The organism is Alphaproteobacteria bacterium (assembly GCA_026400645.1).
Classification (GTDB): Bacteria; Pseudomonadota; Alphaproteobacteria; order Paracaedibacterales; family CAIULA01; genus JAPLOP01.
The window spans coordinates 1-22,214 of the sequence record JAPLOP010000032.1 but is presented as its reverse complement, the minus strand read 5'-3'; the positions used below and the strand labels follow the sequence as shown (position 1 = coordinate 22,214).

At 43.5% G+C, this 22,214-nt stretch carries 33 protein-coding genes and 1 pseudogene; all 34 read right to left on the bottom strand.

What is annotated here, in order from left to right:
• A partial coding sequence (locus tag NTX76_05570) for a hypothetical protein (protein MCX7338728.1) occupies positions 1-234 on the bottom strand: 234 nt, incomplete at its 3' end.
• A gap of 360 nt (positions 235-594) precedes the next feature.
• The gene (gene topA, locus NTX76_05565) at positions 595-3,063 is read right to left on the bottom strand and encodes a type I DNA topoisomerase (GenBank protein ID MCX7338727.1); all 2,469 of its coding nucleotides are present in this window, start codon (positions 3,061-3,063) and stop codon (positions 595-597) included.
• 142 nt (positions 3,064-3,205) lie between these two features.
• Positions 3,206-3,961, bottom strand: coding sequence for a DMT family transporter (locus NTX76_05560; GenBank protein MCX7338726.1), 756 nt, complete (start codon positions 3,959-3,961; stop codon positions 3,206-3,208).
• A 196-nt stretch (positions 3,962-4,157) separates the two neighbouring features.
• A complete protein-coding gene (locus NTX76_05555) occupies positions 4,158-4,559 on the bottom strand; it encodes a ribosome-binding factor A (GenBank protein ID MCX7338725.1) in 402 nt (133 codons plus the stop codon).
• Positions 4,560-4,579: 20 nt separating this feature from the next.
• Complete coding sequence (gene bamA / locus NTX76_05550; GenBank protein MCX7338724.1) at positions 4,580-6,886, bottom strand: outer membrane protein assembly factor BamA; 2,307 nt, start codon at positions 6,884-6,886, stop codon at positions 4,580-4,582.
• A gap of 2 nt (positions 6,887-6,888) precedes the next feature.
• Complete coding sequence (gene rseP / locus NTX76_05545; GenBank protein MCX7338723.1) at positions 6,889-8,007, bottom strand: RIP metalloprotease RseP; 1,119 nt, start codon at positions 8,005-8,007, stop codon at positions 6,889-6,891.
• 258 nt (positions 8,008-8,265) lie between these two features.
• Positions 8,266-8,613, bottom strand: a pseudogene (gene rplQ / locus NTX76_05540) (50S ribosomal protein L17).
• Between the two features lie 30 nt (positions 8,614-8,643).
• Entirely contained in the window at positions 8,644-9,663 is a 1,020-nt protein-coding gene (locus tag NTX76_05535; protein MCX7338722.1) for a DNA-directed RNA polymerase subunit alpha, read from the bottom strand.
• Positions 9,664-9,719: 56 nt separating this feature from the next.
• Entirely contained in the window at positions 9,720-10,112 is a 393-nt protein-coding gene (rpsK, locus tag NTX76_05530; protein ID MCX7338721.1) for a 30S ribosomal protein S11, read from the bottom strand.
• Positions 10,113-10,225: 113 nt separating this feature from the next.
• Complete coding sequence (rpsM, locus tag NTX76_05525; protein MCX7338720.1) at positions 10,226-10,603, bottom strand: 30S ribosomal protein S13; 378 nt, start codon at positions 10,601-10,603, stop codon at positions 10,226-10,228.
• Between the two features lies 1 nt (position 10,604).
• The gene (locus NTX76_05520) at positions 10,605-11,264 is read right to left on the bottom strand and encodes a nucleoside monophosphate kinase (GenBank protein MCX7338719.1); all 660 of its coding nucleotides are present in this window, start codon (positions 11,262-11,264) and stop codon (positions 10,605-10,607) included.
• On the bottom strand, positions 11,261-12,610 hold the full coding sequence (gene secY, locus NTX76_05515; protein MCX7338718.1) for a preprotein translocase subunit SecY: 1,350 nt from the start codon (positions 12,608-12,610) through the stop codon (positions 11,261-11,263). The genes NTX76_05520 and secY overlap by 4 nt, the downstream gene beginning before the upstream one ends.
• A 36-nt stretch (positions 12,611-12,646) precedes the next feature.
• Positions 12,647-13,108 (bottom strand): 50S ribosomal protein L15, encoded by a 462-nt coding sequence (gene rplO / locus NTX76_05510; protein MCX7338717.1) that lies wholly within the window; start codon positions 13,106-13,108, stop codon positions 12,647-12,649.
• A 35-nt stretch (positions 13,109-13,143) separates the two neighbouring features.
• A complete protein-coding gene (rpmD, locus tag NTX76_05505) occupies positions 13,144-13,335 on the bottom strand; it encodes a 50S ribosomal protein L30 (GenBank protein MCX7338716.1) in 192 nt (63 codons plus the stop codon).
• Between the two features lie 45 nt (positions 13,336-13,380).
• Positions 13,381-13,959: a 30S ribosomal protein S5 gene (rpsE, locus tag NTX76_05500; protein MCX7338715.1), complete on the bottom strand. Its 579-nt coding sequence runs from the start codon at positions 13,957-13,959 to the stop codon at positions 13,381-13,383.
• A 38-nt stretch (positions 13,960-13,997) separates the two neighbouring features.
• Positions 13,998-14,357: a 50S ribosomal protein L18 gene (gene rplR / locus NTX76_05495; GenBank protein ID MCX7338714.1), complete on the bottom strand. Its 360-nt coding sequence runs from the start codon at positions 14,355-14,357 to the stop codon at positions 13,998-14,000.
• 1 nt (position 14,358) lies between these two features.
• Positions 14,359-14,892, bottom strand: coding sequence for a 50S ribosomal protein L6 (gene rplF, locus NTX76_05490; GenBank protein ID MCX7338713.1), 534 nt, complete (start codon positions 14,890-14,892; stop codon positions 14,359-14,361).
• Positions 14,893-14,934: 42 nt separating this feature from the next.
• Entirely contained in the window at positions 14,935-15,333 is a 399-nt protein-coding gene (gene rpsH, locus NTX76_05485) for a 30S ribosomal protein S8 (GenBank protein ID MCX7338712.1), read from the bottom strand.
• Positions 15,334-15,339: 6 nt separating this feature from the next.
• The gene (gene rpsN, locus NTX76_05480; protein ID MCX7338711.1) at positions 15,340-15,645 is read right to left on the bottom strand and encodes a 30S ribosomal protein S14; all 306 of its coding nucleotides are present in this window, start codon (positions 15,643-15,645) and stop codon (positions 15,340-15,342) included.
• A gap of 40 nt (positions 15,646-15,685) precedes the next feature.
• Entirely contained in the window at positions 15,686-16,225 is a 540-nt protein-coding gene (gene rplE, locus NTX76_05475) for a 50S ribosomal protein L5 (GenBank protein ID MCX7338710.1), read from the bottom strand.
• Positions 16,226-16,263: 38 nt separating this feature from the next.
• Positions 16,264-16,584 (bottom strand): 50S ribosomal protein L24, encoded by a 321-nt coding sequence (gene rplX, locus NTX76_05470; protein MCX7338709.1) that lies wholly within the window; start codon positions 16,582-16,584, stop codon positions 16,264-16,266.
• Position 16,585: 1 nt separating this feature from the next.
• Positions 16,586-16,954 (bottom strand): 50S ribosomal protein L14, encoded by a 369-nt coding sequence (gene rplN / locus NTX76_05465; protein MCX7338708.1) that lies wholly within the window; start codon positions 16,952-16,954, stop codon positions 16,586-16,588.
• A gap of 52 nt (positions 16,955-17,006) precedes the next feature.
• Entirely contained in the window at positions 17,007-17,234 is a 228-nt protein-coding gene (gene rpsQ / locus NTX76_05460) for a 30S ribosomal protein S17 (protein ID MCX7338707.1), read from the bottom strand.
• A 13-nt stretch (positions 17,235-17,247) separates the two neighbouring features.
• Positions 17,248-17,442, bottom strand: a complete 195-nt coding sequence (rpmC, locus tag NTX76_05455) for a 50S ribosomal protein L29 (protein ID MCX7338706.1) — start codon at positions 17,440-17,442, stop codon at positions 17,248-17,250.
• 15 nt (positions 17,443-17,457) lie between these two features.
• Positions 17,458-17,868, bottom strand: a complete 411-nt coding sequence (gene rplP, locus NTX76_05450) for a 50S ribosomal protein L16 (GenBank protein ID MCX7338705.1) — start codon at positions 17,866-17,868, stop codon at positions 17,458-17,460.
• A gap of 16 nt (positions 17,869-17,884) precedes the next feature.
• The gene (gene rpsC / locus NTX76_05445; protein MCX7338704.1) at positions 17,885-18,562 is read right to left on the bottom strand and encodes a 30S ribosomal protein S3; all 678 of its coding nucleotides are present in this window, start codon (positions 18,560-18,562) and stop codon (positions 17,885-17,887) included.
• A 7-nt stretch (positions 18,563-18,569) separates the two neighbouring features.
• Positions 18,570-18,917 carry a 50S ribosomal protein L22 gene (gene rplV / locus NTX76_05440; GenBank protein MCX7338703.1) on the bottom strand — a complete coding sequence of 116 codons (348 nt, stop codon included), beginning with the start codon at positions 18,915-18,917 and terminating at the stop codon, positions 18,570-18,572.
• Between the two features lie 50 nt (positions 18,918-18,967).
• Entirely contained in the window at positions 18,968-19,243 is a 276-nt protein-coding gene (rpsS, locus tag NTX76_05435; GenBank protein ID MCX7338702.1) for a 30S ribosomal protein S19, read from the bottom strand.
• Between the two features lie 11 nt (positions 19,244-19,254).
• Entirely contained in the window at positions 19,255-20,076 is an 822-nt protein-coding gene (gene rplB, locus NTX76_05430; protein MCX7338701.1) for a 50S ribosomal protein L2, read from the bottom strand.
• Positions 20,077-20,081: 5 nt separating this feature from the next.
• The gene (locus NTX76_05425) at positions 20,082-20,387 is read right to left on the bottom strand and encodes a 50S ribosomal protein L23 (protein MCX7338700.1); all 306 of its coding nucleotides are present in this window, start codon (positions 20,385-20,387) and stop codon (positions 20,082-20,084) included.
• Positions 20,384-21,004: a 50S ribosomal protein L4 gene (rplD, locus tag NTX76_05420; protein MCX7338699.1), complete on the bottom strand. Its 621-nt coding sequence runs from the start codon at positions 21,002-21,004 to the stop codon at positions 20,384-20,386. Before rplD ends, NTX76_05425 begins: the two co-directional genes overlap by 4 nt.
• A 57-nt stretch (positions 21,005-21,061) precedes the next feature.
• Positions 21,062-21,721, bottom strand: a complete 660-nt coding sequence (gene rplC / locus NTX76_05415) for a 50S ribosomal protein L3 (protein MCX7338698.1) — start codon at positions 21,719-21,721, stop codon at positions 21,062-21,064.
• A 12-nt stretch (positions 21,722-21,733) separates the two neighbouring features.
• Positions 21,734-22,042, bottom strand: a complete 309-nt coding sequence (gene rpsJ, locus NTX76_05410) for a 30S ribosomal protein S10 (GenBank protein MCX7338697.1) — start codon at positions 22,040-22,042, stop codon at positions 21,734-21,736.
• A gap of 31 nt (positions 22,043-22,073) precedes the next feature.
• Positions 22,074-22,214, bottom strand: a 141-nt coding sequence (tuf, locus tag NTX76_05405) for an elongation factor Tu (GenBank protein MCX7338696.1), incomplete at its 5' end; no start/stop codon positions are given.

Sequence of the window (22,214 nt, the reverse complement as noted above, 5' to 3'; positions counted from 1 at the left end):
TGCTTTTTTTTCCGAATTGCCTTCAGGGGGAATGGGGAAAACATCAAAAAGCTTTCGGAGTTTATCGATGCTGATTTTGGAATGCTGAAGTTGGTCTTGGAGCCATGTCATGAAATTGAGGCATTTATTCACAAGGACTCGGTCTTCGGTTGACAATGTGCTGTCTTGGATCCGCTTGAGCAAGGCATCGCGCTCTTCTTCGGTCATCTCAATTGTCTCGGGCTTCTTTGACATGATAGGGTACGTCTTTCTGTTTGATTATTCAGGCTTTGGACCTTGTCATCTCATGCCAACACGATGATGCAAGGTCGATAAAAAAGCAATGGGGTAAATAAAAAATAATAGAATAATGGGTGATGACGCCTATCAAGGCGGGTTAGAGATGGAAGATAACCCCGGTCATTTCATACAAAAATAACACTGTCACGCAGTTTTATTGGGAGGACACCTTTTGTCTGGGTTTTATTGACTTGTTACGTCGAGCAGAGGTTTGTGTAGATGCCTATGGGTCAAGTCGCGGGAGGACGTGGGGAGCGGAGTTATTTAGGAAGGGAAGTTCGTGCTTTTTTCTTTAACCGAATACCATTACCCCCCCTAAGCCTTCTTCGCTTTCGACCGAACAACCTTTTTCTTAACCAGGGCTTTCGTCGTTTTCGTGCGTACGGGTTTATTCAGCTTGGCCGTTATAATCTCGCATGCACGATCCAAAGACAGATTCAGAACATCATCATCCCCCTTGGGTATGGATATAAATTGTTCCCCATGCTTTACGTACGGTCCAAATCGACCGATGCCAACCAACACAGGCAGAGCAGTTTCTGAATTGACCCCGATTGCCTTGGGGAGCTCTTTTAATTTAAGCGCAACATCTAACGTTATGGCCGCGGCAGAAAGTTCTTTTGGGATAGAAACACGCTTTGGTTTGACGACCTTTTTCTTTCTTTTCTTCTTGGCAGGGGCCTCCTCTTCGGTCGGCGGCAGCTCTTCCTTGATCGCTGCCCCCTCAACCACAGGCAAGTCCCATTGCAGGTATTCCCCATACGGACCCGTTCTAAGGGTGATTATTTCCTGTGTGTTGGGATCCTCGCCTAAAAGAACAGGCTCCCGATCGGGAATAGCAGATTCTGATGTTTGTCCAACAGGCCGCGTATATTTACAATCCGGGTAGCATGAACACCCAAGGAATGCCCCAAATCGACTGAGCTTTAAACTGAGCTGCCCTTTGTTGCAGGTTGGGCAGATGCGCTCCTCCTTGGGGAGATCTTTAAATAAATAATGATCCAAATCCTCCTCTAATCGTTCAATCACTTCGGTAATACGAAGGGGGCCTGTTGCCTCGACGGTGGCGTTGAACCCCTCCCAAAAAAGTTCCAACACTTTTTGCCATGGCAGAGTCCCGGCGGAAATTTCGTCCAGCTGTCCCTCTAAGTTTGCCGTGAAATCATATTCAACGTATTGCTTGAAAAAGTTTGTCAGAAACGACGTAACCAGTCGTCCACGGTCCTCTGGAATAAACTGGCGTTTTTCAAGTTTGACGTAATCCCGATCTTGTAATACCTGCAACAGGGACGCATAGGTTGATGGTCTTCCAATACCGAGTTCTTCGAGTTTCTTAACGAGGCTTGCTTCTGTAAACCGTGGTGGCGGTTGTGTGAAATGTTGATGGGGGGAAACAGATTCCTTTGTGACCGCTTCGTGATCGTTTAGGGGAGGTAGCAGCCCCTCGACGTTCTCCGCGTCCTTGATATCTAAATCTGGGGCTTCATCGACCCCTTCTTGGTAAAGTTTCAAAAACCCATCAAAAACCAAGGTTGACCCTGTGGCCCTAAGGACCGTGCTGGCATCGGTGCTTGCAATATCAACAGCAACCTGATCAAACAATGCGCTTTCCATTAAAGACGCAAGGGTTCGTTTCCAAATCAGATCGTATAATTTCAAGCTGGTATCATCCAAGAATCGCGCCACATCGGACGGACGACGGGACAGCAGCGTTGGCCGAATGGCTTCGTGTGCTTCCTGGGCATTTTTTGCTTTGGTTTTAAATTGCCGAATGCTTTCGGGAACATATTGATCCCCATAGGTGTCTTTTAGGAATTGACGCCCTTCTTGAACGGCATCCTGTGACAGAGTGACACTGTCCGTACGCATATAGCTGATCAATCCAGTGACTTCGCCATCCATCGCGACCCCTTCATACAGCTTTTGCGCCAGCTGCATCGTTCGGCTTGCGCTAAACCCAAGCTTACGGGCGGCTTCTTGTTGCAGGGTAGACGTAATAAACGGGGCTGACGGATGGCGCTTGACCTGTTTTTTGTCGATTGATGAAATTGCAAAGTCTTGCTGGCGGATACGGTCGGCTATCTCATGCGCAGTCTGTTCATTAGGAATGGCGAATTTATCAAGTTTTTTGGTGTTGAACTGTGTCAGGCGTGCAGTAAACAGATCCTGTCGCGCTGATAAAAGGTCGGCCGTGATGGTCCAATATTCTTGGTTTTTAAAAGATTCGATGCTTTGTTCACGGTCCACGATTAAGCGCAATGCAACGGATTGGACTCGGCCGGCGGAACGGGCGCCCGGCAGCTTGCGCCACAAAACGGGTGATAATGTAAATCCAACCAGGTAATCAAGGGCGCGTCGGGCCAGATAAGCCTCGACCAATTCCATGTTGATGGGGCGTGGTTCTTTTATCGCTTTTTGTATCGCTGTCTTGGTGATTTCATGAAAGACAATTCGCTCAACCTTTTTATTGTTCAGCAGATTTTTGTCCCTTAGAACTTCTTGGACATGCCACGAAATGGCTTCCCCTTCTCTGTCAGGGTCGGTTGCTAGCAGCAGGGTATCGGCAGATTTAACAGCCTTTGAAATTTCGTCGATATGCTTGTGTGATCTCTCGCCAATTTCCCATAGCATGGAAAAGTCGTTTTTTGGATCAACGGATCCATTCTTGGCGGGCAGGTCACGGATGTGCCCGTAGCTGGCCAAAACGACATAGTCATTTCCAAGATATTTACCAATTGTTTTTGCCTTAGCAGGGGATTCCACCACCACAACATTTTTACTCACTATTTTTTCCTTTAATTCAAAAAATCATTTTCAGTAGGTATACAAAAAACAATCGCAATGCCCTTTTAGCAATGGCTTGGGATTAAAAGCAAGAAAAAGATGGGGATTTCTAAAAAAAATAACAAAGTCTGTGATTTTTGTTTTAATGCTTTTCGTTCCGTTTGGAATACGAATAGCCATATATGCTGCTGCCAATGATCAAGGTCGCCCCGATAAGGAAACTGGTTTCTGGAACGTGAGACAAGAAGAAGATGTCATACAAAACCGCCCACACAACCGTTATATAGCTGAGCGGAGCAATAAGATTAGAGGGGGCATAGTAATAAGAAATCGTTGAATAATAATGACCATAACCGTTCAAAATGCCAATAAAAAACAACAGCATCCAATCCTTTGGGGTCGGAAAGACCCACACAAAAACCATCGACGATGCGCAGAAAATGATATTCAAGACAGTGGCATAGATCATGATTGATGCGTCTGAATCTGTTTTCCGGAGAGTTTTGCAGTTAAAAACAAACAAAGCCTCGCAAAGGGCAGATAACACCGCAAAAACAGACCCCCAATTAAAAATATTCCCGGTTGGCTTTGCAACAATCACAACCCCGGTCAGACCAAGAAAAAGTAGAAAGCAGCGCCTTAAGCCAATATGTTCTTTGTGAAAAAAAACAAAGAACAGAACCAAAAATATGCCTTCGGCAAAACTCAAAACAACAGCATCAGCCAGGGTCAATTGTCGTATGGCTTCAAACAAAAAACAAATACCAAGCACACTTAAAAGGCTATTGCATCCGTGTCGTCGAACGTTATTTGTTGAAAGAGCTTTTTTCCATCCATTGCTTTTGTACACAAGCGGGATAAAAACAAACAATGAAAACAAACAATGAAAACAATTCACTAAACAGCACAAGCTGAAAAATAGAATACTCTTGATCGAATATTTTTATAAATAAATCAGCCGTTGCAATATATATAGTAGACGAGAGAGCCAAAACAATCCCAAGATTTTTACGCGTTAAAGTGATCCCTAGGAAATTTTCCATATGCCTGCTGTCGATGATGCGATCGTTTATGTTCGATTTCTTGGTGACAACCTAGCCTAGCGAATTCAAGATCGAATCGATTTTTTCCCCAACCGAAAAACTACGATCGATTTCAAAGGCCAGCATTGGTGACGTTCGAAGGTGGACCTTTTGTGAAACTGTTTTCCTGAGCAAGCCAGAAAAGGCAGTTAAGAATGTCAGGGCCTCTGCCTGGAATAGACCGCCCAGGGGCATAACTGAAATCGTCGCATGATGAAGGTCGGGCGAAACATCAACAGACGTAATCGTAATGGGGTGACTAAAGGACAGCATCTTTCCCTTGCTGGTGCGCAGGGTTGGAAAATCTCCACGCGATAACACATCGGCCAGGCAATGGCGAATTTCCTGAGCCACACGGCTTTGCCGATGGCTTGGGGCCTTTTTTGGAACGAATAGATCGAGATCCTTTTTCATGATACGCCTTTTTGTGGTCCTTAAAACGTTGTTGAAAAACCGAACAGAACCCTTTGTTCTTTATCGAATTTTTGTCTTTTGATAGGTCGTGCATAATCAATACGAAGCGGACCAAATGGCGATGTCCAGGCGACCCCACAACCAACGGATGCCCGCATAGCTTTGTTATCAACAACGGTTGCTGTTTTTTGGCCTGGCTTCCACGTTGTTCCAACGTCTGAAAACACGGCGCCTCTGACCCCGAATTCATTGGGCAGCCCAATGGGGAACATCATTTCTGCGGTCGCCGTCCAATAACGCGTACCACCCAGGGAATCTCCTGTTAATGTATCTCGTGGCCCCAATCCGCCATATTCAAACCCACGTAATGAATCCGCGCCCAACATGATGCTATCAACCACACGAATTGGTTTTTTGACTTTTTCCATGGCGCCCACGGATCCTTTCATTCCCAGAACAACTTCGTCTAGTGGGGAATAATACCAATTGGCCCCCAAGTCATTGCGAAGATAGTTAACCGTCCCACCAAGACCGGCATACGCGTTGCTCATCGTCAGGACATATCCGGACGTTGGCGCAATACGACTGTTGCGCTGGTCATAGGAAAGGGTGTGGCTAATCATGGATGCCAAAGTATTTCCCGCCTGTTGTCGGATGATGGTCGACGCATTGGGGGCGATGTGGCTCATCGTTTCCTGTTTCAGTGTATATCCCCAGCTTTGGCCCCAATACTCGCTCAGCTTGTATCCAAGGCCCGTATTGATCCCCTTTGTTAGGTAATGATACGCGGTAAAGCGTGTGGACCTCACACTGAACACGCTTGCGCTTGCTGCCAGATTCCGATCCAAGAAATAAGGCTCCACGATTCCGATATCAAAATCTTGTTTTTTCTTTGCAAGGGTAAGGTCCGCATGAACAACCTGGCCTGTTCCCCTGAAATTCCGCTCGACCACTTTTATGTTGGCCAAGGGACCATCAAGCGTGGAATAACCGCCGGCTAGGGTCATTTCCCCTGTTGGTTGCTCTTCTACCTTGACAATTAAGCGTGCCTTATCTGGGGCGCTTCCCTGTTCTGTTTCTATAGTGGCACCTTTGAAATACTGCAAATCCCTTAGGTTTCTTTCGGATTGCTTAATCTTGGCGGCGTTATAGGCATCCCCCTCGTGGAGTTTGATTTCCCGCAGAATAACATGATCACGTGTTCGATCGTTTCCAATGACGACAATTTTTTCAATGTAGACGCGTGGCCCTTCTTTAATTTCAAAGGTTATATTGGCTGCCTTTGTTTTGGGGTCTTTCTCGATCTTTGGCTCGACAGAAACGAAGGCATAGCCCTGACTTCCCACGGCATCAGTGATGGCATTGGATGCTAATTCGATAAGCTTTCCGCTAAACATATCTTTTTCAGCGAAACCAATTTTGCTTTTTAGGTCTTTGGCTTTAACGGATGCAATCTTGGACACAACATCAATCTTGCCAAAATGATAAAGCTCACCCTCGGCAACCGTGAATGTCAGGTAAAAATCTTTTTGATCGGGGCTGAGTTCTGCAATGGCTGAAATGATGCGGAAATCTGGATAGCCGTTATCATAATAAAATTTACGAACGGATTGTTGGTCCGCAATGAAACGATCAGGATCATAAACATCATCAACGGCGAAAAAGCGATACCAGCGCGTCCGTTTCGTGAGGAGTTGCTCTTCTAGTTTTTTGGACGCGAAATGTTTGTTACCAACGAACTGAACGCTTCGGACATAGGTGACGGCTCCTTCGTTGATTTCAAACACCAAATCAACACGGTTTTCTGGTAACTTGATGATCTTAGGGTCAACCTTGGCTCCGAAACGTCCCATCCTGCGATAGATTTCCAAAATACGTTGCTGCGCTTCTTGGATTCGTGTCCGTGACAAAACTTCGCGGGGACGAAGGCGTATTTCTTGCAAAACAACATCATCTTTCAACTTGTTGTTTCCCTCGAAAGCGACGCGATTAATGATGGGATTTTCGTCAACCTTGATAACAATTGATTGTCCTTCGCGGTATACATGAACATCCGAAAAATACCCCGTCAGAAAAAGATCTTTCAGGGCCTGATCCATTTTCCCTTGATTAAAGGCATCACCCGCCTTCAGGGATAAATAGGAATAAATCGTTTCTGATTCAACACGTTGGTTCCCGATAATCTTGATCCCTTTGATAAGGCCACCAGAATCTTTTGCCACAGCAGGGATTGCTTTTACGGGTTGATCGGCACCAATGGACGGCACAGTCGCGCACGTCAAGCAAGCAGACAATAAAACAAATCGAGAAACAAGAAATTTATTCATAGTTAAAACCAATTCTTAATATAATGAAAAACTTTATACCGCACCAAATCATTCCAGGTCGCATAGAGCATCGTGCTGGCAATAAACAAAAACCCGACCAGAAAAATTCGTTCCTGCATTTTAAGACTTAAGGGCTTGCCGCGCAGGGCTTCTATGGAACACAAAAATATGTGTCCGCCATCTAATACGGGAATGGGAAGCAAATTAATCAATCCCAAATTCACGGATAACATAGCCATAAACGAAAGGATTAGGGCTACCCCCCCCTTTGTGCTTTGGGCTGCCATGTCCCCAATGGACAAAATCCCCCCCAGATCACCGGCCCCTTGTTGACCGGTAATCATTGCGCCCAGACCTTTTAATGTCCCAACACACAAATCCCATATTATGTAAACGGAATGAGTAGCGGCAGAAAATACAGTTGCAGGGCAATATTCTGGTGGATTTGGCCCGATTCCCAACTTTTTAAGGGGGGTTATTTCACCTGTTGTGGAATTTTTTTCATACAGGGCGATTGTTTTTTGAATGACTTCCCCATGACGGTCGATCTCTAAGGCAATTTCATTGCCAATATTGTCACGAATCAGGGACCGCAGATGCTCGAAACTATCAACCTTTTGGTGGTTCAGGGTGATGATTTTATCGTCTGTTTTTAATCCAGATTTGTCGGCCAACATTCCAGATTCAATAAACCCGATTGTTGGGGCTAAAAAGGGAACACCCTTTACAGTAATCAAACCTGTCAAAATAACAAAGGCAAATATGAAGTTCGCCAAGGGACCAGCAACCGCAACAGCGATTCTTTGTAAGGGCGTTTTGCTGTGGAGGGTTAATTTTTTTTCTTTTTCAGTAAGCTTTTGAATAGCGCTGTCAGCCAATCCACTGCTGGGATCGGCATCGCCAAACATCTTGACGTATCCACCAAGCGGGATCAGGCAAAATTGCCAACGGGTTCCCTTGCTGTCATTCCATCCAAATAATGATGGACCAAAGCCAATCGAAAATACCGTAACCCGAACGTCATTTCGGCGGGCAACCAGAAAGTGCCCCAATTCGTGAACAAAGACCAAGATCGTCAATGTTATAATGAAAGGGAAAAAATTATGAATAATCCAGTCCACGGTATCTCCCCAAATGATCTTAAAAATATTTCTAACAACCGTACCATTTTCCAAAACAGAAAACCATCATTATACCATTTTCAATAAATTTTCATGAGTCTTGGCACGTTCTTTGGATATAGTTCTTAGGAAAAATCACCCGAAATGGGCATGAGTATATGAAAAAAATCAGGAAGGTTTCGCGATTCTGAAATTTTCCTCCCAAGGTCAAACCCAGGGAGGAGATAAAGTAATGATCAATTGCTGATCTTACTAGGAAACAAATTCTATGACGGCCATCGGGGCATTATCGCCATAGCGAAAGCCAGCCTTTATAATGCGTGTGTAACCACCGGCTCTTGCCTCGAAACGGGGCGCAAGGGCGCTCATCAGCTTTTCGGCCACATCCTGGTCCTGAACCTGGGATATAATTTGGCGCCGCGCATGAAGGTCACCGCGCTTTGCCAGCGTGACCAGCTTTTCTACAACGGGGCGCAGTTCCTTTGCTTTTGGCAAAGTTGTTTGAATCTGTTCGCTCTTTATAAGTGCCTGCGCCATGTTCTTGAACAGGGCTTTTCTGTGGGAACTTGTGCGATTAAGCTTCCGTCCTGCAATTTTATGTCTCATGAAACTATTCCTTTTTACTGTATATACGGACTATGTATAGGGGTCTTCTAAGTGCTTAGCCAAATCATCTATATTCTCTGGTGGCCAATTTGGAATAACCATCCCAAAACCTAGGCCCATCTGTGACAAAACTTCCTTGATTTCATTCAACGACTTACGACCAAAATTAGGAGTCTTGAGCATATCGTTATCTGATTTTTGCACCAGATCACCAATATAGAAAATATTTTCATTCTTCAAACAATTTGCAGAACGTACAGACAGCTCTAATTCATCAACTTTCTTAAGAAGATTTCTGTTGAAAGGTAACTCTTCTTTGGAGTCTTTCTTTTCGGCGCTCTTTGGTTCTTCGAAGTTAATAAACTGCTGTAATTGATCCTGCAATATACGTGCAGCATAAGCAACGGCGTCATCGGGCTTTATCGACCCATTTGTTTGGACACGCAAAATCAACTTGTCATAGTCAGTTCTTTGCCCAACGCGGGTCTGCTCAACCTTAAAAACAACTCTTCGGACAGGGCCAAAAATGGCATCGATCGGAATCACGCCAATCGGCTTATCTTCCGCAATCATTTGACTGGCCGGAATATACCCTTTTCCACTTTGGATTGTGAGCTCCATGTTCAAAGTCGCCCCCTCACCGAGCGTGCAAATCACGACATCTGGATCAAGAATTTCAACTTCAGATGTTGTTTGAATATCTCCAGAGGTCACAACTTTTGGACCAACGACAGATATTTTAACCTTCTTGGGGAGCTCTGAATTAAGGCGAACGCCAACTGTTTTCAGGTTTAGAATGATATCCGTAACATCTTCTAAGACTCCAGGAACAGCTGAAAACTCATGCAGTATACCATCGATTTTGATGGATGTTATTGCAGCACCCTGCATGGAGGAAAGCAATGTTCTTCTTAAGGCATTGCCCAACGTTGTCCCAAAGCCGCGCTCCAATGGTTCTACAACCACCTCGGCTTCGCGTAATTGCTCATCCTGATAGGCAACATTCAAATTATACGACTTAATCAGGGACTGCCAGTTCTTTTCAATCACTATCTTGACCTCTTAATTATAACTACTTTTGACGTAACTTTGCGAAAGAATCAGTCTTATACGCGGCGTCTTTTCGACGGACGGCATCCATTATGAGGAATCGGAGTAACGTCTCTCACGGTAGTAATAATAAAACCGATTGATTGCAATGCACGAAGGGCGGTTTCTCTTCCGGACCCGGGTCCTTTTACAACAACAGACACATTTTTTACACCATGCTCAGCCGCCTTTTTTCCAGCTTCTTCGGCAGCAATTTGTGCCGCATAGGGAGTCGATTTTCTGGACCCCTTGAAACCAGCTGTCCCGGCCGATGACCATGAAATTGCATTTCCCTGTTCATCACTGATGGTAATCAAAGTATTGTTAAAGGTTGCATTGATATGAGCAACGGCATTAACGATATTTTTCTTTTCTCTTCTTTTAACGCGAGCTACTGTCTTCTGTGCCATAATTCACCTGAATTCTTTTTTTCACTTTTAATTTCAATAAACCAAAAAACGAAACCTGATTATGCATTACACAAAGTGGCTTCGAGTTTCTGCTTTATCAAACTCTTTTGATACTACTTACCAACCATCTTTTTACCAGCAATAGCAACCGCTTTGCCTTTTCTTGTTCTTGCGTTCGTGTGAGTTCTTTGTCCTCTGACCGGCAAGCCTTTTCTGTGACGCAGGCCACGATAGCAACCAAGATCCATCAAACGCTTGATGTTCATTGATACTTCACGCCTAAGATCACCTTCCACTTTGCAATCACGATCGATCAGTTCCCTGATTTTCAAAACTTCATGATCGCTAAGTTGATTGACGCGCTTTTGCATGTCAATTCCAGCCTCTTGCATTATTCGTTTGGCAATATTATCGCCAATACCGAAAATGTACGTTAATCCAATAACTACCTTCTTTTGTGTCGGTATATTGACACCAGCAATACGTGCCACCTTACTCTCCTTGTTCTACAATGTTAAGGTCCATTAATAATGATTGAGTTACTTCCCCAGCGCCCTTTGAAGCGTCGATGTTAACAAGTTTCTCTTTTTTAATATAGTACTCTTTGACAGGTTCTATCGTTTTTTTATAAAGATCCAGCCTTGTCTTCAAAGCATCCTCTGTGTCATCTGTTCTTCTGATAAAATTTTGTGATCCACAGTGATCACACACACCAGATTCTTTTGTTGGATTAGTGTATGTGTTATACACGCTTTGACAGGAACCACAAACTATCCGTCCCAGAACCCTTTGGACTATCAAATCATCGTCAACGCTAAAACTGATAACAGCATCAACTTGTAAATGATGCTTACCCAAAACATCATCCAAGGACTGAGCCTGCGGCAAAGTTCTTGGAAACCCATCAAATAGTATACTTTTAGTTGCGTGCTTTGCAATTATTTTCTCAACAATTTCAAGAACTATTTTGTCTGACAAAAGTTCTCCACGCTCATAGGGCTCCGCAATTTGCAGTCCCAATGGTGTCTTTTCTCTGATTTCATTCCGAATCTCGTCGCCTGTTGACAAATGATAAAAACCAAAGGCCTTATTCAGGAACGATGCTTGTGTGCCCTTGCCACAACCGGGAGGGCCTAAAAAAACAACGATCATTTCTTTGTCTTGCCCTTGAGTTTTGATTTTTTAATCAACCCTTCGTACTGATGCGCCACAAGGTGAGACTGTATTTGCCCAACCGTATCAATGGTCACACTAACAACGATCAACAGGCTGGTTCCACCAAAATAGAATGGTAGGGAAACCCGGGACAAAATCAATTCAGGCAAAATACAAACCGACGCTAGGTAAATGGCACCAACAACCGTCAACCGAGTCAAAACATAGTCGATATATTCCGCTGTCTGTGGACCCGGCCTAATACCCGGTATATAGGAACCCATTTTCTTGAGGTTATCGGATGTCTCTGTCGGGTTGAACATCAGTGCCGTATAAAAGAACGCAAAGAAAATGATCAAACCGATAAAACATACCATATAAATTGGCTGTCCATGCGCAAACAAACGCGAAAAGGAAGCCATCCAAGAATCTTGGGACGTGCTCGAAAACCCTATAATCGTTGCGGGCAACAAAAGCAGAGAGGATGCAAAGATTGGCGGAATCACACCAGCACTATTAAGCTTAAGCGGCAAATGCGTATTTTGTGAAACTGCTGGCATGTTCGCCGCAACTTGGCGTTTCGGATATTGGATCGGAATGCGCCTTTGGGCCTTTTCCATAAACACAATGTATCCAATGACAAGCGCAACCATGGCCATCACGCCGATGATAACAACCGCAGATAGCGCACCCTGCCTACCTAATTCGAATGTATTAAAGATAGCCTGCGGTAAGTTTGCAACGATACCAGAGTAAATGATGATCGAAGTTCCGTTTCCGATCCCCCTGGATGTAATCTGCTCACCGAGCCACATAATGAACAACGTTCCGCCTGTTAAGGTGATGATCGTTGACATTTTGAACATAAATCCCGGATCAAGGACAGCCGGTCCGGAATGGCCGGTCATTTTCTCGAGCCCAAATGCAATTCCATAAGCTTGTATAGCCGCCAGGAAAACGGTTCCGTACCGTGTATATTGATTAAGCTTTTTCTTGCCAGTTTCGCCCTCTTTCTTTAGGGCCTCCATGTGCGGAGAGACTGACGTCATCAACTGAACAATGATGCTGGCAGAGATATAAGGCATGATGTTCAGGGAAAAAATGGTCATACGACCAATCGCACCACCCGAAAACATATCAAGAATCCCAAGAATCCCACCTGCATTTTGCCGAGTAAACTCAGAGATAATCAGCGGATTGATTCCAGGCAATGGCACATATGTCCCCAACCTATAAATAACCAAAGCGGCAAGCGTAAACCAAATTCTCTTTTTTAAATCTTCCGCCTTGCTGAAAGTAGAAAAACTAATCCCTGCCGCTAATTGTTCTATTGCTGATGACATACTTGACCTTTAAATAATTTACCCAGAAAGCGACTCTTATTCGAATACGACAGAACCACCAGATGCATCAAGAAGCTTTTGAGCTGTCTTTGTTGCTCTTGTTATGGCAAGCTTGTAAGCCTGACTTGGAACACCGTTTCCAATAAGACTTACGCCCCGCATGTGTTGAGGTGTACAACCAAGAGCCTTCAAAACATCCAGGTTAATCACGGTGTCTTTTGGCAAGTTATGCTTCTCAAAAAGGGCATTCAGTTTCTTGAAATCCAATTCATGCAATTCGACGCGATGAATGTTCACGAAACCTCTTTTTGGCAATCTTCTGTAAATAGGGGTTTGACCACCTTCGAATCCGTTGATTGCGACGCCAGAACGAGCAGTCTGCCCCTTCCCGCCACGACCAGAAGTTTTTCCAAGACCAGAACCGAGGCCTCTACCAACCAATTTCTTAGAAACGCGCGCGCCTTTATTATCTTTTATTGTATTTAATTGATGAGACATCACTGAGCCCTTTTATTTCGCGATTTTTATATTCGTTATTCTGATACGATCCGAACCATGTGTTGCACTTTGCGAATAAGACCGCGAATAGACGCTGTATCCTCTAATTCTCTTTGTGCGCCAATCTTACCCAACCCAAGAGATTTCAAATTCTCTAATTGTGTTGAATGCCTTCTGATCGCACTACCATGCTGCTGAACAGTGATTCTTTTTGAAGCGGCTTTCATTTTACAACCCTTTACTGACTATTTCTATCAATGAGACTAATATCCTTAAACCAAAACCTTGGTTTCTTCGGAAGTATTCTTAACAGCTTTTGTGCCATGTTCACGACGTGCGACGATTTCACCAAGCTTCTTGCCAAGCTTATTCGCAACTTGACGAGGGGAATAAACAGCTTTCAAAGCGCCGATTGTTGCACGAACTGTGTTATGATAGTTTCCTGTGCCGACTGATTTACTAACCACGTCATGTAACCCCAATGCTTCGAAAACAGCACGCATCGCACCACCGGCAATCACGCCAGTACCAGCGGGGGCTGGCCTTAGATAAACACGACCAGCGCCAATTCTGGCATTCGTGTCATGATGCAATGTTCTAGCTTCCCTCAGAGGAACACGAATCATGCTTCTTTTTGCCCGCTCAGATGCTTTTTTAACAGCATCCGGGACTTCCTTCGCTTTTCCTGTAGCGTACCCGACTTTTCCTTTTCCATCGCCAACAACAACTAAGGCAGAAAAACGCAGTGTCTTGCCGCCCTTTACAACCTTTGTTACGCGCCTTACGCTAACAAGTTTTTCAATAAACTGTTGTTCTTCGCGGTGGTTTTCGTTGGATGATTGTCTCGCCATAATTTATTACCTAAATTCTTAGTAACTTATTTCACTATTTAAAATTGTAATCCGCCGCTGCGTGCGCTGTCGGCTAATGCTTTTATGCGTCCGTGATAAAGATATCCGGATCGATCAAAAACAACCGAGCTAATGCCCTTTTTTAAGGCTTCTTCTGCGATTAGCTTACCGACCATTATTGCCGCATCTTTGTTGCCACCACTGACAATACCTTTTGCAGCGGGTGACAAAGTCGAAACCGCAACCATCGTAACGCGTGTGGTGTCATCGATAATCTGTGCATAGGTATGCTTGTTTGTGCGATGTACGCTCAAACGGGGTCTACCCGTGGATAGCGTACGCAACTTGTGACGTTGACGTTCTTTTCTTTTCTGCAGCAGCTCTAAACACTTTGCCATGCTATTTCTTCTTTCCTTCTTTCCTAACAACAAATTCCTTAGCCCGCATTATCCCTTTGCCTTTATAAGGCTCTGGCTTTCTGAAAGCACGTAAATATGCTGCAATTTGTCCAATTTGCTGCTTAGAAGCGCCACTAATTGAAAAAGCTGTCGGTTTTTCCGATTTAATGGTAATTCCATCAGGAATATCGTACACGATATCATGGCTGTACCCTAACTGCAAGGTCAGTCTCTTTCCTGCTACAGCAGCCCTATATCCGACGCCGTTCAATTCCATGTTAATGGTAAAGCCTTCGCTCACACCCTTGACCGCATTCGCAAGATTTCGTTGCGTTGTACCCCAAAGGATTCGTGTCTTTCTGTCATCATCAACAGGAACAAGCCTCACGCCCTTTTCTGAATTCTCCATTTTGAGACATTCAGGTATTGCAAGAGTTTCCGCACCCATCTTACCCGTTACAGTCAACATTCCGCCATCGTGCTTAAATTCAACACTGGACGGTAATGCGATCTCGTTTTTTCCTACTCTGGACATATTTCTCTTCCTAAACCATTGTGCCTTAACTCAGCGCACAACTTAAAATACTGCACAAATGACCTCACCGCCGATGCCTTCTTTTCGTGCGCGAGCATCAGACATGACACCATGAGATGTATTCAAAATATTGATTCCAAGGCCATTCCGAACCAAGGGCAATTCCTTGATAGATGAATAAACCCGTCTACCAGGCTTTGACACTCTATCAATTAATTTGATCACAGGAAGACCATCAAAGTACTTGAGTTCAATTTTTAATTGATCAGCAAATCCTTCGCCTTTTTCCCGTAAAAATCCCCTTATGTATCCTTCATCGGCCAGAACCTGCAAAAGACATTCCGCTTGCTTAGAAGCAGGTGCTTTTACATTTTCCTTGTTTGCTCTTTGAGCATTTCTAATTCTCGTCAATAAATCACTGATTGGATCACTTATTGTCATTCTTCTTCACCAACTTGCTTTTACTATTCCAGGTATCACACCCTGCAATGATAATTCACGCAGAGCAATTCTCGATAATTTAAACTTTCTGTACACACTACGTGCTCTTCCGGTTAATTCACAACGGTTTCTATATCTTACACCGCATGAATTTCTTGGACATTCAGAAAGTTTGAATGTTGCTTGTATTCTTTCTTCCAAGGGAAGATCCTTGTCTTGTGTTACGGCCTTTAACAGGCTTCTTTTCTTCTGATAGGAAGCAATAATGCGCTCACGCCTTTTATTGTTTTCTATCGAACTTTGCTTTGCCATATTTTACCTCACTCTAACCAGAGCAATTTAATTGAAAAGTTTAATTAGTGAACGGGAAGTTCAGCGCTTTCAGAAGCTTTCCAGCATCTTCATCGTTTTTTGCTGTCGTACAAACTGTCACATCAAAACCGCGAACCTTATCGACTTTATCATAATTTATTTCTGGGAAAACAATTTGTTCCTTAATTCCCAAAGAATAATTACCATTACCGTCAAAACTCTTTATGGACAGCCCTCTAAAATCTCTCACTCTAGGAAGAGCTATATTAATGAGTCTGTCAAGGAATTCATACATCATATCTTTTCTAAGGGTAACTTTTGCCCCGATACTCATGCCTTCTCTCAATTTAAAGGCGGCAATAGATTTTTTAGCTTTTGTAATGATTGGCTTTTGTCCGGTTATCGCCATAAGATCATCAACAGCAACCTGAAGCTTCTTGCTGTCTTGTGCGGCTTCGCCGACGCACATGTTGACAACAACCTTCGTCACTCTTGGCACACTCAATGCGTTCGTTAGACCAAGCTCTTCCATTAAGGCTTTCTTGATACTTTTTTCATATTTTTCTTTTAAAGCGGTCATTTTTTTCACTCAAAACGTTTAGTAGGCGATTTCTAGGTTTACAGCTCTGTTCCTGTTTTTCTCAAAAAACGAACCTTTTGCCCACTTTCCGAAATTTTATACCCAACTTTTGAAATTTGATCCGTCTCGGGATCAAACAAAGATACGTTGGAAATATGAATAGGCAAATTCTTTGTCACTGGCCCGTCTGGATTTTGAGCAGTTGGCTTTTTGTTCCGACGAACAACGTTGATTCCATCAACAAGCAACCGTGATTCAGCCAAAATTACTTTTTGGACAAGACCAGTCTTGCCTTTGTTTTTTCCAGTTGTCACAACGACAACGTCACCTTTTTTGATTTTGCATTTAATTTGAGTCATTTTAGAGAACCTCTGGTGCCAAAGAAATGATTTTCATGTATCCGGCAGAACGTAATTCACGGGTAACAGGACCAAAAATACGGCTACCAATGGGTTCGCCTTGTTTGTTGATCATAACGGCAGCATTTGTATCGAACGCAATCAATGACCCATCAATTCTTTTGACGGCTTGCTTTGTTCTTACAACAACGGCGCGTAAAACTTCACCCTTTTTTACCTTGCCTCTTGGCACGGCATCCTTAACAGAAACGACTATAACGTCCCCAACAGAAGCGTACCTTCTTTTGGCGCCACCAAGTACTTTAATGCAAAGAACTTCTTTTGCGCCTGAATTGTCAGCTACTTCTAATCTTGATTCTACTTGTATCACAATCACATACCCCAATTTGCCTGAGTGCACATACTATTGCTGTGCGCACTACTTACTGCTTTACGATCCATTTTTTTGTTTTCGATATTGGCGGTGATTCGAGTATGCTTACACTATCACCAACTTTGCAGGAATTTTCTTCGTCATGAACAGCATACTTGCAATGCCTTTTAATGTACTTCTTGTACACGGGGTGCATTATATTTTTTTCTACTTTGACAATAATCGTTTTGTTGCTTTTATCGCTGACAACAACGCCCTGTAGCACTCTGCGCGGCATCTACCAGTCTCCCTTATCCGTTTGATTCTAACTGTTTCAATCTAGTTTTAACGCGCGCTACATCCCGACGACATTCGCGTGTCCTTGTCACATTCGTTTGTTGATTGACCTTGGCCTGTGTCCGGAGGTTCAGCATTTCTTTTTTCAGCATAAGAACAATTTCGTATAGCTCTTCTTTGCTTTTACTTAAAATCGAATCGAATTTCATTTTCTTCTCTGCCTTCTAGACAAGTCTTTTAACAAACTTTGTTTGTATCGGAAGTTTTTCTGATGCCAGCTCGAAAGCTTTTTCAGCCACGTCTTGTGCAACGCCATCCAACTCAAACATAACGCGTCCTGGTTTCACACGACACATCCAAAATTCTGGCGACCCTTTGCCGCTACCCATTCTTACTTCTGCAGGCTTTCTTGAGACTGGAACATCCGGAAATATTCTAATCCAAACTCTTCCAACTCTCTTGATGTGCCTTGTTATGGCACGGCGGGCAGCTTCTATCTGACGCGCTGTTACGCGGGCTGGTTCGACTGCTTTTAAGCCAAAGCTTCCAAAGCTTACCGAAGTACCTGCTTTTGCAAGACCGTGAACTTTTCCTTTAAAAGCTTTACGGTACTTTGTCTTTTTTGGTGATAACATATTAGCCTCAAAAAATCTAGCGATTTAACACATATTCAGCAGTTTTTTTATCCTGAGCCATGGGATCATGTTCTTTGATCTCCCCTTTATAGACCCAAACCTTTATACCGCACGTTCCATAAGTTGTCTTGGCAGTCCCTGTACCATAGTCAATATCGGACCGCAAGGTATGCAACGGCACCCTTCCTTCACGATACCACTCCATACGGGCAATTTCTGCACCACCAAGGCGACCAGAACAGTTAACACGAATCCCAAGTGCACCCAAACGTTGCGCTGACTGCATTGCTCTCTTCATGGCCCGTCGGAACGAAACGCGTCTCTCGATTTGTTGAGCGATCCCCTCAGCGATGAGCTTTGCATCCAATTCTGGCTTCCGAATTTCTATAATATTAATAGAAACATCAACCTTGGCAATTTTCGTGAGGCTCTGACGCAGCTTTTCAATGTCTGCACCCTTTTTACCAATCAAAATACCAGGACGTGCTGTATAAATACTTAACCGCGCTTTTTTAGCTGGCCTTTCAATAACAACCTTCGAAATTCCTGCTTGTGTTAGATTTTCACCAATGTATGCACGAATGGCAATATCTTGATGTAAGAGTTTTCCATAATCGCGCTTAGCGAACCACCTAGAATCCCAGGTTTTATTGATCCCTAACCTTAGCCCGATAGGGTTTACTTTTTGCCCCATAGCTTTTTTAAACCTCTTTTTCTATAACTTTGACGCTGAGATTACTAAACACCTTTTTAATTGATGCTCCTCGTCCCTTTGCTCTTGCATGAAAACGCTTCAAGCGTATTCCATGACCAACATAAGCTTCATGAATATACAGCTTATCGATATCAAGACCGTGATTGTTTTCCGCATTTGCTATAGCAGATAGTACAGTCTTTTTAACATCTTTTGCTACTCTTCTTTGGCAAAAAGACAGATAATTTATTGCCTTGTCGGCTTTCATCCCACGAATTGCTTGAGCAATCAAATTTAATTTGCGTGGACTTACTCTAAGTCCATTCAAAATTGCCATCGCTGTTCCAGAGTCCATTTTTACACCCTAACCTTTAAACCTTTGGTCAAACCTTTTGGTTTTACTTACTATCTTTTTGCCTTTTTATCAGCGCCATGTCCGTGATATGTGCGTGTCGGCGCAAATTCACCAAGTTTATGTCCAACCATATTTTCGGTTACATAAACAGGGATAAACTTATGCCCATTATGCACACCAAACGTCACCCCAACGAATTGAGGAATAACAGTTGATCTTCTAGACCATGTCTTAATGATCTCTTTTCTTCCCGACTCCTTTGTTGTACTTGCCTTCTTTAAAAGGTACTTGTCAAAGAAGGGGCCTTTCCATACAGATCTTGCCACTTTTATCTCCGTTATTTACGACGTCTTATTATCATATTAGTTGTACGCTTATTCTTGCGTGTCTTCTTGCCCTTCGTTGGCTTGCCCCACGGTGTTACGGGATGCCGTCCACCAGAAGTTTTACCTTCACCACCACCATGCGGATGGTCGACTGGGTTCATGGCAACGCCTCGGACAGTTGGTTTAACACCAAGCCATCTCATACGTCCAGCCTTACCATAAGACCTGTTTTGATGATCAGAGTTTGATAAAGCGCCGACGGTTGCTTTGCATTCGCCTTTAATGAGCCTTACTTCACCGGATGTCATCTTAACAATAATATACCCTGAATCGCGTCCCATGATCTGGGCATAAGTCCCAGCTGATCGCGCAATCTGACCGCCCTTGTCGATTTTTAACTCAACATTGTGAACAATCGTTCCAACGGGTATGCTTTTAAGCATCATAGCGTTACCGGGCTTTATATCGGCCTTTTCTGACGCAACAACTGAATCACCAGGTTGCAATCTTTGGGGGGCCAAAATATACCGAAACTCACCATCCTCGTATTTTAACAAGGCGATAAACGCGCTTCTGTTTGGATCATACTCGATCCTCTCAACAACGCCAGGCATATCATGCTTATCACGCTTGAAATCAATGATACGGTATTTTTGCTTATGACCGCCGCTCATATTCCAAGAGGTTGTTCTGCCGAGATTGTTTCTTCCGCCCGACTTCTTTTTGCCGATACACAATGCTTTGTGCGGAGAACCCTTCCAGATTTCTTTTCTATCGATGTCAATGAGCTGTCTTTGCCCAGGTGTTGTTGGCTTATAGCTTTTTAAGGCCATTATGACTACACTCCACTTGAAAAGTCTATTATTTGTCCCGACTCAAGAGAAACCATTGCTCTCTTTACGTCTGACTGTCTTCCTTTACGTCCACGGAAAGTTCTTGTCTTGCCCTTCCTAATTAACGTATTTACGGATTTAACTTTAACGTCAAATACAAGTTCAACAGCCTGCTTAATATCGCCTTTATTCGCATCCTTAGCAACAGCAAAGAAATATTGATTTCCTTCTGTCATTAAGTTTGATTTTTCCGTCAAAACTGGATAACGAATAACGTCGTATAAATTTAGATTAATTCTTTTATTTTTCATCGTAATCTTGCCTCAAGCGCTTTCACTCCTTCTACAGAAATAACAAGCTTGTCATTTCGCAAAATGTCATAAACATTTGCCCCAATTTGAGGAAGGATATTAAGGTGTTCCAAATTAGAAACAGCGTTTCTCATGTTTTCGTTAACCTGCTCTCCGTCAATCAACAACGCTGATGTAGCAGAAAAACAATCAAACATTTGCAATGCCAACCTTGTTTTGCTTTCAGCAAGCGACAATTGATCAAAAACAAAAAGATTGCCCGTCCGTGCCTTTTCAGACAATGCCATTTTAAGACCTAGCTTGCGTACCTTTTTTTGAAGGTCATAGCCATGATCCCTAACAACCGGACCAAATATTATACCACCACCACGGAACTGTGCGCCGCGCTTGCTTCCATGACGGGCACCACCGGTACCTTTTTGCTTGTAAATCTTTCTTGTTGATCCACGCACGTCGCCTCTTTCTTTAACGCTATGCGTTCCAGCTTGACGACGAGCCAACTGCCATGTTACCACCCGAGAGAGTATATCGGCTCTGGACTCGATGCCGAAGACTTGATCATCAAGTTCGATCTCTCCAACTTCTTTGTTTTCTCTATCTAATACTTTAATTTTCATTTTTTCCACCAAATTACGGAGACACTGCTATCAACTACCGGTACAAACCTTCAGTATTTAGGCGTTAGAATCTAAGGTTTTAGATCTACACTTAATAGCATCTCTTATAAAGACCAAACTGTTCTTAGCTCCCGGTACACTACCTTTTATAAAGATCAGTGATCTGTCTTGATCAATTGCTTGTATATGGAGATTTAACTTTGTAACACGTCTATCACCCATATGACCAGCCATTTTTTTATTTTTGAAGACTTTTCCTGGATCTTGTCTGTTTCCGGTTGAGCCATGACTACGATGCGATACAGAAACACCATGTGATGCCCTTAAACCACCGAAACCATGTCGTTTCATAGCACCGGCAAAGCCTTTACCGATGCTTCTTGATGTTACATCGACAACTTGTCCCTCTTGAAAGTGAGAAATACTTATTTTCTCACCAATGGAAAGCATGTTTTCCGGTGTAACCCTGAACTCTTTAAGAACTTTGCAAGGCTCCAAATTGCGCTTAGCGAAATATTCCCGCATTGGCTTATTTAGCTTAGAGGCGGCAACGACTTTAGTGCCAACCTGAATTGCATCGTATCCATCTTTTTCCACTGTTTTATGAGTGATGACCGTGCAGGCCTCGACCTTCAACACGGTAACTGGAACCTGAACACCATTCTCTAAAAAGAGCTGGGTCATCCCAATTTTTTCTGCAATTAATCCTGATCTCATTATAATCTGATCCTACAATTTTATTTCTACATCAACACCAGACGGCAAATCCAACTTCATCAAAGCATCCACAGTCTGTGGCAACCAATCGATTATATCGACTAGTCTTTTATGAGTACGGATTTCGAACTGTTCCCGTGATTTCTTATCGATATGTGGGGAACGGTTCACCGTAAAGCGCTGAATCCGTGTTGGCATCGGGATGGGACCTCTAACCTGAGCCCCCGTCCTTTTTGCTGTACTAACTATTTCCTTAACAGACTGATCCAACAAACGATGGTCGTATGCCTGAAGTTTTATTCTGATATTTTGGCTGTCCATTATTTTAACTCGTTATCTCGGTTTAATAACTTTACTTTATAATCTTAGAGACAACACCGGCCCCAACGGTACGACCACCTTCACGGATGGCAAAGCGTAAGCCTTCGTCCATGGCGATTGGTGCAATCAATTCAACCTTGACGGTGACGTTGTCGCCAGGCATGACCATCTC